The sequence below is a fragment of the Bradyrhizobium sp. UFLA05-112 genome (assembly GCF_053572325.1).
This window is the reverse complement of sequence record NZ_JBANBK010000002.1, coordinates 22,594-36,203: the sequence shown is the minus strand read 5'-3', so window position 1 is coordinate 36,203 and position 13,610 is coordinate 22,594. Positions and strand designations below refer to the sequence as shown.

Annotated in this window: 13 protein-coding genes; 5 read left to right on the top strand and 8 right to left on the bottom strand. The window is 65.6% G+C overall.

The window, feature by feature from the left end; all coding sequences use genetic code 11:
- Positions 1-11 precede the first annotated feature (11 nt).
- From flgK to SO180_RS01360, 4 genes are all read right to left on the bottom strand, one after another.
- The gene (gene flgK, locus SO180_RS01375) at positions 12-1,880 is read right to left on the bottom strand and encodes a flagellar hook-associated protein FlgK (protein WP_449377051.1); all 1,869 of its coding nucleotides are present in this window, start codon (positions 1,878-1,880) and stop codon (positions 12-14) included.
- Positions 1,881-1,918: 38 nt separating this feature from the next.
- Positions 1,919-3,697 (bottom strand): flagellar hook-basal body complex protein, encoded by a 1,779-nt coding sequence (locus SO180_RS01370; RefSeq protein ID WP_449377050.1) that lies wholly within the window; start codon positions 3,695-3,697, stop codon positions 1,919-1,921.
- Positions 3,698-3,876: 179 nt separating this feature from the next.
- Positions 3,877-4,389, bottom strand: a complete 513-nt coding sequence (msrB, locus tag SO180_RS01365) for a peptide-methionine (R)-S-oxide reductase MsrB (RefSeq protein WP_449377049.1) — start codon at positions 4,387-4,389, stop codon at positions 3,877-3,879.
- Between the two features lie 97 nt (positions 4,390-4,486).
- Positions 4,487-5,944, bottom strand: coding sequence for an NAD(P)/FAD-dependent oxidoreductase (locus SO180_RS01360; RefSeq protein WP_449377048.1), 1,458 nt, complete (start codon positions 5,942-5,944; stop codon positions 4,487-4,489).
- Between the two features lie 92 nt (positions 5,945-6,036).
- Between SO180_RS01360 and SO180_RS01355 the strand changes: the two genes are divergently transcribed.
- From SO180_RS01355 to SO180_RS01345, 3 genes are read left to right on the top strand one after another with little or no spacing between them, the layout of a single operon-like run.
- Positions 6,037-6,576 carry a SixA phosphatase family protein gene (locus tag SO180_RS01355; RefSeq protein ID WP_449377047.1) on the top strand — a complete coding sequence of 180 codons (540 nt, stop codon included), beginning with the start codon at positions 6,037-6,039 and terminating at the stop codon, positions 6,574-6,576.
- Positions 6,577-6,623: 47 nt separating this feature from the next.
- Positions 6,624-7,049, top strand: a complete 426-nt coding sequence (locus SO180_RS01350; protein ID WP_027528656.1) for a universal stress protein — start codon at positions 6,624-6,626, stop codon at positions 7,047-7,049.
- A gap of 33 nt (positions 7,050-7,082) precedes the next feature.
- Positions 7,083-7,544 (top strand): hypothetical protein, encoded by a 462-nt coding sequence (locus SO180_RS01345; RefSeq protein WP_449377046.1) that lies wholly within the window; start codon positions 7,083-7,085, stop codon positions 7,542-7,544.
- 12 nt (positions 7,545-7,556) lie between these two features.
- Here the strand turns inward: SO180_RS01345 and SO180_RS01340 are convergent, their stop codons facing one another.
- On the bottom strand, positions 7,557-7,793 hold the full coding sequence (locus SO180_RS01340; protein ID WP_449377045.1) for a DUF1127 domain-containing protein: 237 nt from the start codon (positions 7,791-7,793) through the stop codon (positions 7,557-7,559).
- Positions 7,794-7,978: 185 nt separating this feature from the next.
- On the opposite strand from SO180_RS01340, the gene SO180_RS01335 reads away from it, so the two are divergent.
- The gene (locus SO180_RS01335; RefSeq protein WP_449377044.1) at positions 7,979-9,322 is read left to right on the top strand and encodes an aminotransferase-like domain-containing protein; all 1,344 of its coding nucleotides are present in this window, start codon (positions 7,979-7,981) and stop codon (positions 9,320-9,322) included.
- Between the two features lie 12 nt (positions 9,323-9,334).
- Here the strand turns inward: SO180_RS01335 and SO180_RS01330 are convergent, their stop codons facing one another.
- On the bottom strand, positions 9,335-9,907 hold the full coding sequence (locus tag SO180_RS01330) for a YdcF family protein (RefSeq protein ID WP_449377043.1): 573 nt from the start codon (positions 9,905-9,907) through the stop codon (positions 9,335-9,337).
- An 87-nt stretch (positions 9,908-9,994) separates the two neighbouring features.
- Positions 9,995-10,594 carry a hypothetical protein gene (locus SO180_RS01325; protein WP_449377042.1) on the bottom strand — a complete coding sequence of 200 codons (600 nt, stop codon included), beginning with the start codon at positions 10,592-10,594 and terminating at the stop codon, positions 9,995-9,997.
- Between the two features lie 75 nt (positions 10,595-10,669).
- Here SO180_RS01325 and SO180_RS01320 point away from each other — a divergent pair, with 75 nt between their 5' ends.
- Entirely contained in the window at positions 10,670-11,104 is a 435-nt protein-coding gene (locus SO180_RS01320; RefSeq protein WP_449377041.1) for a hypothetical protein, read from the top strand.
- Positions 11,105-11,107: 3 nt separating this feature from the next.
- On the opposite strand, the gene SO180_RS01315 is transcribed toward SO180_RS01320, so the two are convergent.
- Positions 11,108-13,504 (bottom strand): putative bifunctional diguanylate cyclase/phosphodiesterase, encoded by a 2,397-nt coding sequence (locus tag SO180_RS01315; protein WP_449377040.1) that lies wholly within the window; start codon positions 13,502-13,504, stop codon positions 11,108-11,110.
- Between the last annotated feature and the right edge of the window lie 106 nt (positions 13,505-13,610).

Below are 13,610 nucleotides of genomic sequence, written 5' to 3'. Positions count from 1 at the left end.
CCCTGTACTAGTTACGTCTGAGCCTGGAGCAACGTGTTCATCATGCTCTGCACCACCGACATCACGTGAGCGTTGGCGGCATACGCATTCTGGAGCTGGATCAAATTCGACATCTCCGAGTCGATGTTGACGCTGGATGTCGAGTTGAACTTTGCCTGGAGCGTCGAGACCACGACGCTCTGGCCCTGCTGCAACGCTGTCGCCTGGGTCGAGGCATTGCTCTGGATGCTCAGGAACTGCTGCAGATAACTCGAGACCGTGCCGCTGAACGGTTGGCTCGACGAGCCCAGCCCCGTCGTCGGCGAGTACGAGAACACCGAGCTGGTGAGCTGCGTGTAGAGGAAGTCCGAGCGCGTGGTATCGCCGGCGGGCGTCACCGGCGTGGTGTTGTAGACCGAGAGCTTGCTCGGGTCGGTCACTACCGCCGCGTTCACGCCGATGCGTCCCGCAAGTCCGGTCATCTGCGATCCCGATGAGGTGATCGCGCCGGTGTATAGCGCGCTGCCGTCGGTGAATAACGGCAATTGCGCATTGCCCGACTGGAGCGCGGAGATCGTCTTGGTCACCGAGGCCGACTTGACCGTGCTCGAACCGGTACCGTCGTCCGTGATCTGGAGCGTCGTGCCGGAGCCTGCAAACGACAGATGTGCGCTGCCGGCGAGCGCGGTGTTGAGCGTGGACAGGATCGTGGCCATCGGCGCGGAGAAGTCGACGCCGACTTTGAGCGGATTGGCATTGGTGGCATTTTGCAACGGCAGCGCCGCCGGATCGGTCACGTTGACGATCGTGATCTGGCGCTGGGTGTTGGTCGCGGTGTCGGTGTAGGTCAGGTTGACCGAATTGCCAGGCGCCGTATTGGAAATGTCGACCGTGAAGCCGGACGGCGGGCCGGCGACGGCCGTGCCGGCCGTGGTCTTGTCGGACATGGCGCTCGCCATCGTCGCAGCGAGCTGGTCGACCTGGGTCTGCGCCTGCACCAGCGTCTGGTCGCGCAGCTTGAGATCGGCGGCGATCTGTCCCGACGACACCACGTTGTTGGCGACGACGTCGATCGACGAGCCATTCGGCAGCGAGATGTTGAACGCGCCGACGCCGGATTTGGCCGGATTGCTGTCATAGAGCGAGTTCGCCGTCAGCGCGCCCGCGGACGAGAAGGTGAACTTCGAGGCCAGCCCCGCGCCGACGAGCTGGATACCGGTGTTGGTGTAGACGTTGGCCTGGTTCGATCCGTCGGTGACGACGCGGACGTCGACATATTTCGACAGGGTGTTGATCGCCTGGTCGCGCTGATCCATCAGCGTCGCGGCCGACGGATCGCTCGAGCTCAGGCCTTGCAGCTTGGTATTGATGTCGGCGATCTGCTGCATCGCCGCGTTGGCCTGCTGCGCCGAGGTGCCGAGATCCTGCTCGGCATTGCTGCGCAGCGACTGGATGCCCTTGGTCGTGAGATTGAGCTGCTGCGCCAGCGACTGCGCGGCGGCAACCGCGACGGTCTGCGCCGACGACGCGCCTGCGCTCGTCGACAACGCCTGCAGCGAGCTCGTGAAATCGTTCAGCGCGGTCTCGAGCGTGCCGCTGCCGCCGGGGTTGCCGTAGACATTCTGAAGCTGCTTCAGGATGTTGGCCATCTGGTCGGCATAGCCGCCGCCGCCGGTCTCGGTGCGGAGCTGGCCCTGCACGTAGGCATCGAGGTCGCGGCTGACGCCGGTGGTCGTCACCGTCGAGCCGAAATTGCCGGTGGTGACCTCGATCTGATTCGGAGACTGGGCGACGTAACCCGGCGTCTGCGAATTGGCGACGTTCGAGGAGACGATCGAAAGCGCGGCCTGGTTGGCACGCAGGCCGCTCATTGCGCTGGCGAGGGATGAACTCAAACCCATGTTACTGCCCGCCTCTGGTTACGCTGCGTCAGCGCTGATCAGCGCAACACGTTCAGGAGATCCTGCACCATCGAGTTCGCCGTCGTGATGACCTTGGTGTTGGCCGAATAGGCCTGCTGGGTCACGATCAGCTTGGTGAATTCGTCGGCGATGTCGGTGTTCGATCCCTCGAGCGACGAGCCGCTGATGCTGCCGGAAGCGCCATCGATCGCCGGGCCCGACTGGTCGGTGACGGCGTAGGCGCCGCCGTCCATCGCCTTCAGGTAGTTGGTGCCGTTGAAGTGCGACAACGTCACCGCGGCGAGATCGAGGTTCTGGCCGTTGGAGAAGGTGCCGACCACGATGCCGTTGTTGTTGACGGCGACTGAGCGGAGCTGGCCGGCGGCGTAGCCGTTCTGCGTGATGGTGTTGATGGTGACGGCGCCGCTGGTGCTGGCATATTGCGTCAGTCCGCCGGAGGAGATGTTGAAGGCGACCGAGCCCAGCGACTGGCCGCCGACGGTGACGTTGGGGATGGTGATGCCCGAACCGCTCGGGGAGGTGAGCGAGCCGTCGCTGGCAAAGGTGAAATTGGTGCCGGTGTTGATCCATGCCGTCTGCGTGCCGGTCGCATTGGCGTCCGACTGATAGAACAGGTTCCAAGTGTCGGTGTGCCCGGCGCCGAGTGAGGCGCTGTCGACCTTGCCCCATCGCAATTGCAGGTTCACCGGCGTGCCGGAAGCATTGTACGCGGTCACCGCGCCGCCGCTGATGGACTCCTTGGTGAAGGTCGCAACGTCGTTGCTAGTCACGACGCTGTTGCCGGTGCCGCGGGCCTGCGATACCGAGCTGAAACCGAGCGCGGAAAGGTCGGCCGACGGCGTGCTCGTGACGGTGAGGTCCAGCATGGCGCCGGTGTGAAGCGTGATGGCGCCGCCGCTGATCGTCGGTGCCACGCCGGTGATCCCGCCGATCGCCGAGAGCAGATCACCGACGGTATCGTCCGCGCGGACGTGGGTCGAATCCTGCAGGCCAGTGCCGGCCGCGGTAATGGTGATCGTGGTGCCGTCGACCACGATAGTGTCGCCAGCGGCGAAGTCCGTCGTCAAGGAGTCGCTACCCGCGGCGCCCGACAGCTTCGTTGCGGAGGTGATGGGAGCAGCAGCCTTGTTGTTGACGGCCGTGCCGGAGATCGTCGCATCGACATAGGGCAACGGGCTCGACACGAAGTCGGACGGATTGAGGCCACCATAGGCCACGAGGGAGCCGCTCGTCGCCGTCGAGCTCGCCAAGGTGTTCGGCTGGGTTGGCAGGTTCGCTGCATATTGGATTGAGGTGGTTGCCTGCGCCGGGACGAAGTTGTTCTGGAATTGCAGCACCGTCGGCACGTTGCCGAGCGCGTTGCCGGTCTTCGGGTCGACCGCGACGCCCATCAGGTAGTAGCCGGCACCGTTGACGAGATTGCCGTTGGCATTGACCTGGAAGTCACCGCGGCGAGTATAGTAGTTGACGCCGTCGAACACCGGCACGTTGTCGACGACGCCGCTCGCCTTCTGCACCGAGAAGAAACCGTCGCCGGTGATCGCCATGTTGGTGGCGACGCTGGACGAGGAGATCGTGCCCTGCGTCGTGATGGTCGCCTGCGCGTGCGCGGTGACGCCGCCCGCGACCTGCTTGCTGGGCACCTCGGCGTCGGGAATGAGATCCTCGAAGCTGGTTCCGATGCCCTTGTAGCCAGTGGTGGATGAGTTCGCGATGTTGCCGGAAATGTTCTGAAGCGCGTAGGACTGCGCCTGCAGGCCACCCACCGAGGTGTTCATTGCATCGAAGATACCCATAACTTTGTCTCCAAAATCGATCTCGGCGGCCGGCCGACCCTTGGCCGCAATCGAATGGAGACGTCGCAAGGCCTATGCCAATGCGGGTATCTGAATAAAATCAATGCCTTAAATACACATGCCCCGGCCGTGAGACCGGGGCACAATTGCCGGGGCGGCAACAATTGCCGGCCTTACCCTTACGTCGCGGACGCTGCCGCGGGGTGGAAAACGAGCCCAAAACCGTCGATGCAGTAGCGCAATCCGGTCGGCTTTGGGCCATCGTCGAAGACGTGGCCGAGATGGCCGCCGCAGCGACGGCAATGCACCTCGGTGCGAACCATGCCGAAGGTCCGGTCCTCGGTCTTGCCGACATTGCCCTCGATCGGCTGGTAGAAGCTTGGCCAGCCGGTGCCGCTCTCGAACTTGGTGTCGGAGGCGAACAACGGCAGGTCGCAGCCGGCGCAGGCGAAGACGCCCTTGCGATGTTCCTTCAGCAGCGGGCTGGAACCGGGCCGTTCGGTGCCCTGGTTACGCAGAATCTCATATTGCTGCGGCGTGAGCTGGGCACGCCACTCGGCCTCCGTCTTCTCGATCTCGAATTTCTCCGCGGCCTTCTCTCCAGCCTTGGCCGGGGTCGCTCTCAGCCAGCGGAACGCCGTCAGGCCGAACAGGCCGGCGACGAACGTCAACAGGATGCGGCGGTCAAACATCTCTTTCTCCGTGCGAGGGAACTGTTCATCTGTCCACGCGCTGAGATACGGGCTTGAACGCGCGACGTTACACCGTCAGGCGGAGTTTTTTCTCAAATTATTGCGAGACGCCCTGCTCCTGCGGCTCGGCTTCCTCGGCATGCGGCACCGGTTCCGGCCGTGGCGAGGGCCGAACCGGGCGCACCGCGCCGGGCGGCGGGCGCCGCGGGCCCGTGCCGGCGGCCCGGTTGGCCCGAGCCAGCTTCGCCTCGCGTTCCCGCTCCTTGACCCGCCCTCGCTCGCGGTAACGGGCGAGCGAGCCGGCCGCGGCCGAGCTCGCCCTGCCCCAGAGCCCGATCAATTGGCCGGCCGCCCGCCCCGTGATCCCACCCGCCCAGACCAGATCGAAGGGCGAGAACAGGCGCCAGCGCTCGTCGCCCCGGAGGATGCTGCGGACAATGATCTGACCGGCCATGGCCGAGGTATTCATGCCTTGGCGGCCGAAGCCGCTTGCCACCCACAGGCCTTTGCGGAGCTGCCCGATCTGCGGCATGCCGTGCACGGTCTGGCCGGTTGCCCCGCCAAACATCTCGGCGATCTCGACCTCGCCGAGATCAGGAAAGATCGTGCGGATCCGGCGCTTGATGGCGCCGGCGAAGCGTTGCGGACTCGCGGCCCATGTCGTTTCCGGACTTTCCCACATCAAGCGGTCGCCATCGACGACGCGGAAATGATCGATGCCGTCGGTATCCATCACCGATCCCTTGAAGGCGAGGATTTCGGAGAGGCGCTCGCCGAGCGGTGCGGTGATTCCGGCATAGCGCCAGACCGGCAGCAGCGTGTCTGACAGGCGCTTCAGCGGCGCGCCGAGATGGATGTTGCCAGCGAGCACGATATGCGTGGCGCGCAGGCGCGCCGACGGCGTCACGATGCGCTTGCGGATGCCGGAATGATCGATGCTGACGACCGGCGTTTCCTCGAAGATGCGCGCGCCGGCCCGCCGCGCCAAGGCCGCGAGCCCGTGGACATATTTTCGACCATCGACCTGGAACGCCCTCGGATAATAGACACCGTGGAAATAGCGGTCGGTGCTGAGCACCGCGCGCACGCGGTTAGCCTGCCAGCCCTCGGCCTCGGTGTCGAAATCCTCGTTCAGCATCTGGAGCCGGCTGATCAGCCGGTCGCCGGCATCGACATTGGAGACCTCGAGCACGCCGCCGGTCACGCCGATCCCTGGCATCGCCGCTTCGGTGGCGTTGGCGCGCACGAACTCGGCGCCCTCCTTCGACAGCGCCCAGAGCTCGCGCGCGTCCTCGAAACCAACGCGCTCGATCAGGTCGGCGAGCGGCAGCGCAAAACCCGGCATCACGGTGCCGAGCTGGTTGCCGGAGGCGTTCCAGCCGACATGCCGCCCCTCCAGCACCGCCACGCTGGCCCCGAGCCGAGCCGCCTCCAGTGCGACCGTGAGCCCGGCGAGCCCCGCGCCGATGACGCAGATATCGGCGTCGAGATCGAACGTCAGCCGCTCGCGAAAGCCGGCTTCTTGCTGGGACATGCTTGTGTAAGTCTCGCTCATGTCGTTTTCTTAAGGCACCGGTCAGGCGCTTGTCACCTTGTCCTGAACCATTGCCTGTAGATTAAATAAGACCGAAATGATTCGAGAATGCCATGCGCCGTTTGATGCTGCTGCGTCACGCCAAGACCGAGACTGACGCACCGAGCGGCCGTGACCAGGACCGCCGCCTCGACGACCGCGGCCATCGGGATGCAGCCCATATGGGCGACTGGATTGCCCATCATCCGCCGTTCCCCAATACCGTGCTGGTGTCACCGGCCGTCCGGGCCAGGCAGACCTGGGACGTCGCCTGGGAGAGCATGAAAAACCGTGTCGCGGAGCCCCAGGTCGAATTGCTGCCGGAACTCTATGGCGCCGACCCTGCACAACTCCTGGAAACCATTCGCACCGCAACCATTCCCGCCTCGCCGAAAAACCTGATGCTGGTCGGTCACAATCCCGGCATGCATGAAGTTGCGTTGATGCTGATGGGCAGCGGCGGCGACGAGGCCGGCCGCAAGGCGCTCGCCCACAACCTGCCGACGGCGGGGCTTGCGGTCTTCGACTTTGACGTCAAGGATTGGGGTGACGTAGCGTACCGCCGCGGGAAGCTGGTGCTGTTCGTCAGCCCCAAGTTGCTGAAGCAGGCTTAGGGGCGACAGGGCGCCGTCCCGGGTCGTTGAAAGACAGGGAGGCGCAGATGTTCAAGTCCATTCTCGTGCCCATCGATCTCGCCGACACCGACCTCGCAAAACCTGCGATCGCGACGGCTGCCACGCTGTCGCAGACCTGGAACGGCACGGTGCGCCTACTCAACGTGCTGCCGATGACGCCGGTGATGCTGGCCGAATACGTGCCGGCCGATTTCGACGAGCAGCAGCGCCAGACCTCCGAGGAAGCACTCGCCATCGTCGCACGCGAGTCCGGCATCGACGCCCCGCGTATCTCCAGCGTGGTACGCCAGGGCGGTATCTATCACGAGATCCTGGAGGAAGCGGCGCACATGAAGGCCGACCTCATCGTCATGACTTCGCACCGTCCGGCGATGCGGACCTATTTCCTTGGCTCAAATGCCGGGCACGTCGTGCGTTACGCCAAATGCTCGGTGCTGGTGGTCCGGCACTAGCTTCTGCTCAGATAAACACCTCGGAGCAATTGCATGCGGGACTGGTGGCGCAAATGGAGTTACGAAGTCCCGCTCGCGATCGGCGATGCGCTCTGGGAGGTGCTGGTCGTGCAATTGGCCGCGGCTCTGGACAGGCTGACAGTGCGGCAGGTGATCGCCTTTATCCCCGTCGTCATTCTGGTTCTGGCCTACTACCACAGGATCCCGATCCCGCCCGAGCTGATGCTGGTCGGCGATCTCCTCGCTTATCTCGACGTCTTCTCGGTGCTGTTCCTGCTTGGCGTGCTGAGCCGAGTCACGACGATCCTGTTCGTCGTCAAGCAGGCGTCAGCACGGATCGCGGCACTCGTCGACAAGGTCGCCACGCACATGCGACGTCTCGACCGTCGACACCGGCGCGCACACGGCGCCTCAACGAGGCCACGCCGCAAGCCCGACCGTTCCGAGGACGATCGAGCTTTTGGCGGAGCATGGGGACGGGCCGCAGTCGCCTGACCCCGCAGTTGGTTACAGGTAGCGCGCCAGCTCGGCTTTCACCTGCCCGTAAACCGCATCCTCGATCTGCGAGCGCGTGATCCCGATGTCGCGCAACGCGCGGTCGTCGAGTTCGTTCAGCGTCTTGACGGCGGCGCGACGCTCCAGGAAGTCGAGCAGCGCAGCGGCGCCGTTGACGAGGGAGCGGAAGAATCCGCGTGACGAGGGTGGGCTCAGAGGCTGCCCGGCAGTTTGCGAGATGGTGGTCATGTTTCTTCTCCGGCAATCGTCCCGTGCGGCGAAAGCGATGCCGCTGGCACAGACGCCGGTCGGCGCCTGCTCCTTCATTGCCCTCGGATTGCTCGCGCAGCCGGGGTTCAATCGCGGGACTTGATGGAACCAAAATGCTCCAGTACAATTCTCGGTGCAAGTGAAACATTGCTCTCGGTGCAATAATGTCGAAGTTCGAGTACGTGAAGCTGGCCGATGCCGTTGCCGCCGACATCACTAACGGGACGTTAAAGCCGGGCGACCGCCTGCCGCCGCAGCGCAATTTCGCCTATGAGCGTGGCATTGCGGTCTCGACCGCTAGCCGTGTTTATACGGAGCTGCTGCGTCGCGGGCTCGTCGTCGGCGAGGTCGGCCGCGGCACGTTCATCTCCGGCGAGGCGCGGCGCGGCGTCGCAGCTCCCGCCGAGCCGCGCGGCGCGCGGATCGACTTCGAGTTCAACTATCCGTTGCTGCCGCAGCAATCGGCGATGATCGCAAAGAGCCTCGCCGGTCTCGAGCGCCCCGAGGCGCTCGAGGTCGCGCTGCGGCCTGCGACCAGCACCGGCACGCAGGCAGCTCGGAGCATTTCCGCATCATACCTCGCACGCAAGGGCTGGGCGCCGAACGCCGACCATCTCGTCTTCACCTCGAACGGACGGCAATGCATTGCCGCCGCGCTTGCCGCACTCGTGCCTGCGGGCGGACGCTGCGGCGTCGAGGCGCTGACCTATCCCTTCATCAAGGGCATCGCCGCACGCCTCGGCATCACGCTGGTGCCGCTCGCGATGGACGAGCACGGCGTGCGTCCGGACGCGATCCAGAAAGCGCATCGCGAGGCGAATCTTGCCGCGCTCTATCTGCAGCCGACGATGCAGAACCCGCTCGGCATCACCATGCCGCTCGGCCGCCGCAACGACGTGCTGCGCGCCGCCGAGAAGCTCGACCTGCCAATCATCGAGGACACCGTCTACAGCTTCCTCGCCGACGAGGTGCCGCTCGCCGCGCTCGCGCCGGACCGTTGCCTCGTGCTCGACAGCCTGTCGAAGAAGGTCGCGCCGGGGCTAGCGCTCGGCTTCATCGTCGCCCCCCCGCATTTGCGTGAAAGCGTGCTGGCCTCGGTGCGCTCGGGCGGCTGGACCGCATCCGGCTATGCCTTCGCGGCCGGGCAGCGGCTGATGGCCGACGGCACCGCGGCCGAATTGTCGCGCCTCAAACGCATCGATGCGGGCAAACGCCAGCACCTGGCGGCGCAGCGCCTCGCCGGCTTCGATATCCAGGCCGATCCGAAGGCCTATCATCTGTGGCTGTCGCTGCCGTCGCATTGGCGCTCGCAGACGCTGGTCGCCGCGGCCGGCCGCCGCGACATCGCGCTGACGCCGTCCACAACGTTCGCGATCGCCAACGGGCATGCCCCCAACGCTGTCCGCCTGGCGCTTGGCGCACCAAGTTTCGAGCAGCTCGACGCGGGCCTGCGCACGCTCTCGGCGATGCTGCGCTCGAAGGAAGAGGACTTTGATTCGACGGAGTAGCGCGCCGGCCTCTCACGTCACCGGCCACTCCGCAATGAACCCCTTCGCCTTGTACGGTTCGATCTTGTCCCATTCATGCAGGACGCGGCGGCGCAACTCGGCATCGGTGTGCCAGAGCCCGCGCGGCGTCGCAAAACTATCGACCGTCAGAAGCATCTTCGTCACCTCCGGCCAGTGCCGATGCAGCGTCATGGGATAGCGACGCGCCGTCCAGGTGTTGCCGAGGCAGATCACGCTGCGAATATTTTGCAGCCCGAGCGCAGCATCGATGACCGGCAGCGAGAAGACGACGTTCTCCCCCGTATTCATCGCCCGGTGCTCTTCGAGGATGCGGCCCGCCGGAATGCCGGCTTCGACCATCGCGGCCTTGATGAGCTTGCACTCGGATTGCTCCGAGCCCGGCGTCACTCCTCCGCTGACGATCGACCAGCGGAAATAGCCGTCGCGCCAAAGCCGGGCCGCGGTGCCGGCGCGCAGCGCGACGTCCTCGCGGGTGCCGAACAGGAACAGCAGGTCGGCTGGCCGAAGCGGCGTCTCGATCAGATGCGTGGCATTGATTGCGGCGATCTCGTCCGCTGTCGGCATTCGGCTGCTGCGGTCCATGACGATGAGAATGCGACATGGGCCCGATTCCGCGAAGTCACGTTTGATGACCGGCGATTGCAGCCGCCGCTACGGCAGCAGCGCCTCCGGCAACCGGTCAAAGCCGTAGCTGCGCGGCTGGTTGCGGCGGATGAAGCCGCCGATCTGCCAGGTGAACAGCGCGGCGAAGCCGACGATGAACAGCGCGCCCGTCCATTCGCCGGTCGCGATCGCGCGGATGAGAAGCCCGGCCATCGCCACCGCCAGCATCGCCAGAAGCGCGAGCGCCGCCGTGTAGGCGGTGCGCCCGAGGCCCGCGGTCAGCTTGGCGCGGCTACCCGCTTTTGCCATGTGCGCGTGCAGCGCGACGATGAAATCGCGAAAGCCGTGATCCTGCGCCGCCATCAGCGCCGCGGTCTGCCAGGTCGTCGACAGGATCGCGATGCGGCCGCCATCTGCATGGCGGAGATCGGCGCGAAACCGGTGCTGCTGCATCGAGACGGGTCGGTACGACAGCCGGATCGCCGAGATCTCGCCATAGCGCCACAGGCCGGAGCGGCCGGCGATCTGCCACGACAGGCCCTCATCCGTCAGCTCGAAGCGGTGCGCCGAGCCGATCAGCGACGCCTTGTAGGCGTAGCTCGTGACTTGCTCGCTCACGACTTGCGCGACGGCCTGTAGCTCGGACATCTCGTCGACCTTTATCAACTCTGCGCTCGGCCTGATCGGCTTGCACGCCCCCCTCGCCCATTCTACAAACCAGGCATGGCTGAGACGATCTTTTTTCCCCGTCACCTGATTCTCGGCGGCGCGATGATCTCGGGCGTGCTGCTCGCGCTCGCGGTGCATATGCTGGGCGCGCGCTACGGGCTCGACCTCGGCGGGCTCTGGCGCTCGGACACGCATGAGTTCATGCCCGCGGGTGCGGCGATCGCGTGGTGGCTGATCGCCACCGTCGGCTTTTCGGGCGGCTACTTCACCGCGACACTGATGCAGAGCGCCGTTTCGGGCCAGATCCCGCAAAGGATGCGGCAGTTCCTGATCGCGGTCGGCGTGCTCTTGCTCGCCGGCGCCGGACAGGCGGCCTCCGCACCCAGCCCGATCCCGACCATCTCCGGCGTGCTTGCAGGCCTTGCCGCACTGTGCCTCGGCGCAGTGATGGCGTTCTGCGGCGCGCATTTCGCGCTCCGCAAGGCCTGACGTTCAGGCTGAGGCACGCAGGCGGGGCTTCGCCAGCATCATCGCAACCTCGGACGCCGGCCGCGGCGCGCTGAACAGATAGCCTTGCGCCTGGGTACAGCCCTCGCGCCGCAGGAGCTCGAGCTGCGCATCGTTCTCGACGCCCTCCGCCGTGGTCGCGATCCCGAGGCTGCGCCCGAGGCCGGTGACGGCACGGACGATTGCCATGGAATCCTCGCGCGTCGAGAGCTCGGACACGAAGGAGCGGTCGATCTTGATCTTGTCGAAAGGGAAGCTGCGCAAGTAGCTGAGCGAGGAATAGCCGGTGCCGAAATCGTCGAGCGAGATCCGCACGCCCTGCGCGCGTAGTTCATGCAGGATCGCAAGCGTTGCCTCGCTGTTCTGGAGCAGCACGGATTCAGTGATCTCGAGCTCGAGGCGCCCGGCAGCAAGCCCCGAGGCGGTCAGCGCCTCGGTCACCGAAGCGACCAGGTTCGGGTTCTTGAACTGCACCGGCGACAGGTTGACGGCGACGCAGATTTCCTCGGGCCAGGTGGCCGCATCGGCGCAGGCGTTGCGCAGCACCTGCTCGCCGAGTTGCACGATCAGGCCGGTCTCTTCCGCGAGCGGAATGAAGGCGGCCGGCGAGATCAGGCCGCGCTGCGGGTGATTCCATCGGCTCAGTGCCTCGAAGGCCACGACGCGGTCCCTGGCAACGTCGCGGATCGGCTGGTAGTGGACCTCGAACTCGTTCCTGCTTAGCGCCGCCCGCAAATCCATTTCGAGCAGCCGCCGCGCCTGCGCGCGGGCATCCATGCCGGTCTCGAAGAAGCGATAGGTACCGCGGCCATCGGCCTTGGCGCGGTACAGCGCGAGGTCGGCGTTCTTCAACAGCTCGTCCGGATTGCTGCCGTCCTGTGGCGACAGCGAGATGCCGATCGACACGCCGATGATGATCTGATGGTCGGCGATCTCATAGGGCGCGGAAATCACCTCGACCAGGCGTCCGGCGAGCGCGGTCGCCGCCGCCTCCTCCTTACCGAGCTGGACCACGGCGAACTCGTCACCGCCGAGCCGCGCCACGGTGTCTCTCTCGCCGGCGCAGGCAGCTAACCTGCGGCCGACCTCCTTGAGCAGCGCGTCACCGATCGGATGCCCGAGTGAATCGTTGATGTCCTTGAAGTGATCGAGGTCGAGACAAAGCACCGCGAGCTGGTCGCCGGGCCTGGCGAGGCGCAGGCCCTGCTCGAGCTGCTCGTGGAACAGCACGCGGTTCGGCAGATTGGTCAGCGCGTCGTGGCGCGCCATGTGGGAGATCTTCTCCTGCGCCGCCAGCCATTCGGTGATATCCTCGAAGGTCGCGACCCAGCCGCCGCCCTGCATCGGCTGGTTGACGACGCGGATCGAGCGGCCAAAGCGATTGACGATCATGGTGGTGCCGCGGCTTTCGCGGGCGTCGGCGACCAGCCGGCCGAAAAACTCCTCCGGGTTGCCCTCCCACTTGCCCATCGCCCTCTGTTCCACGAGGACCTCGAGCAGCGTACGCCCGATCAACGTCATGCCGGTCCGGCCCATCATCGAGGCATAATGCTCGTTGAATAGCAGGATCCTGCCGTCCCCGTCGAACATGCACAGCCCCTGCGACATGTTCTCGAGCGCGGTGTCGAGCACGACCTGCTGGCGCCCCAATTGGCCCTTGGCGCGGCGATCGAGGATCGCGGCGACGAGTGCGATGGCGATGATGGCGGCCGCGGCGCTCGCGGTGAGCAAGGAGAGCGTCGCCGGCGCAATCGACAACCCGCTGGTGGCGAGCGTCGGATCCGGCGTCAGCTCGACGGCGCCCATCGCCGTGAAGTGATGCGAGACGATGGCGAGCGTGAGCAAGCCGGTGGCGCTCAGAGCATGCGAGAGGTCATCGCGCCGCGCCGCGACATAGATGGCAGCCGCGCCGAACACGATTCCGAACAGAATCGAGGCGGTCACCGTGCCGCTCACCCAGCCGACGTGCGCGGGCATCTCCAGCGCCGCCATGCCAGTATAGTGCATGGCCGCGACGCCGCCGCCGACGATGGCACCGCCGAGAAGTATCCATGGCGTGCGCGTCGATGACGCCGCGATGCTCAGGCCCACGAAGGTCACGGAGATCGCGAAGATCAGCGACAGGACCGTCACGGGAATGTTGTAGGCCGCACCGGCGCCCGGCCCGTAGGCCAGCATCGCGATGAAATGCGTTGCCCAGATGCCGCAACCGCTGACGATGGCGTCGAGCGCAAGCCAGACCAGACGCGCAGAGCCCTGTGTGGCGCGCGCCCGATGAAACAGGCTGATCGCCGCCGCGCTGGCGAGCAAGCAGACCGCGCCGCCCAGCGCGACCAGGCCCCAGTCATGCTGATCCGTCAGACAGTAAAGAACTTGGTACATATCGCAGGTCCATTTTCGGCACCTGCATTAAAGAGACGAGAGATGGACAGTCGGTAACCGGCTACATGCCGGTTCGGCTCATGGTGAACGAAAGCTGTGAGCGCAG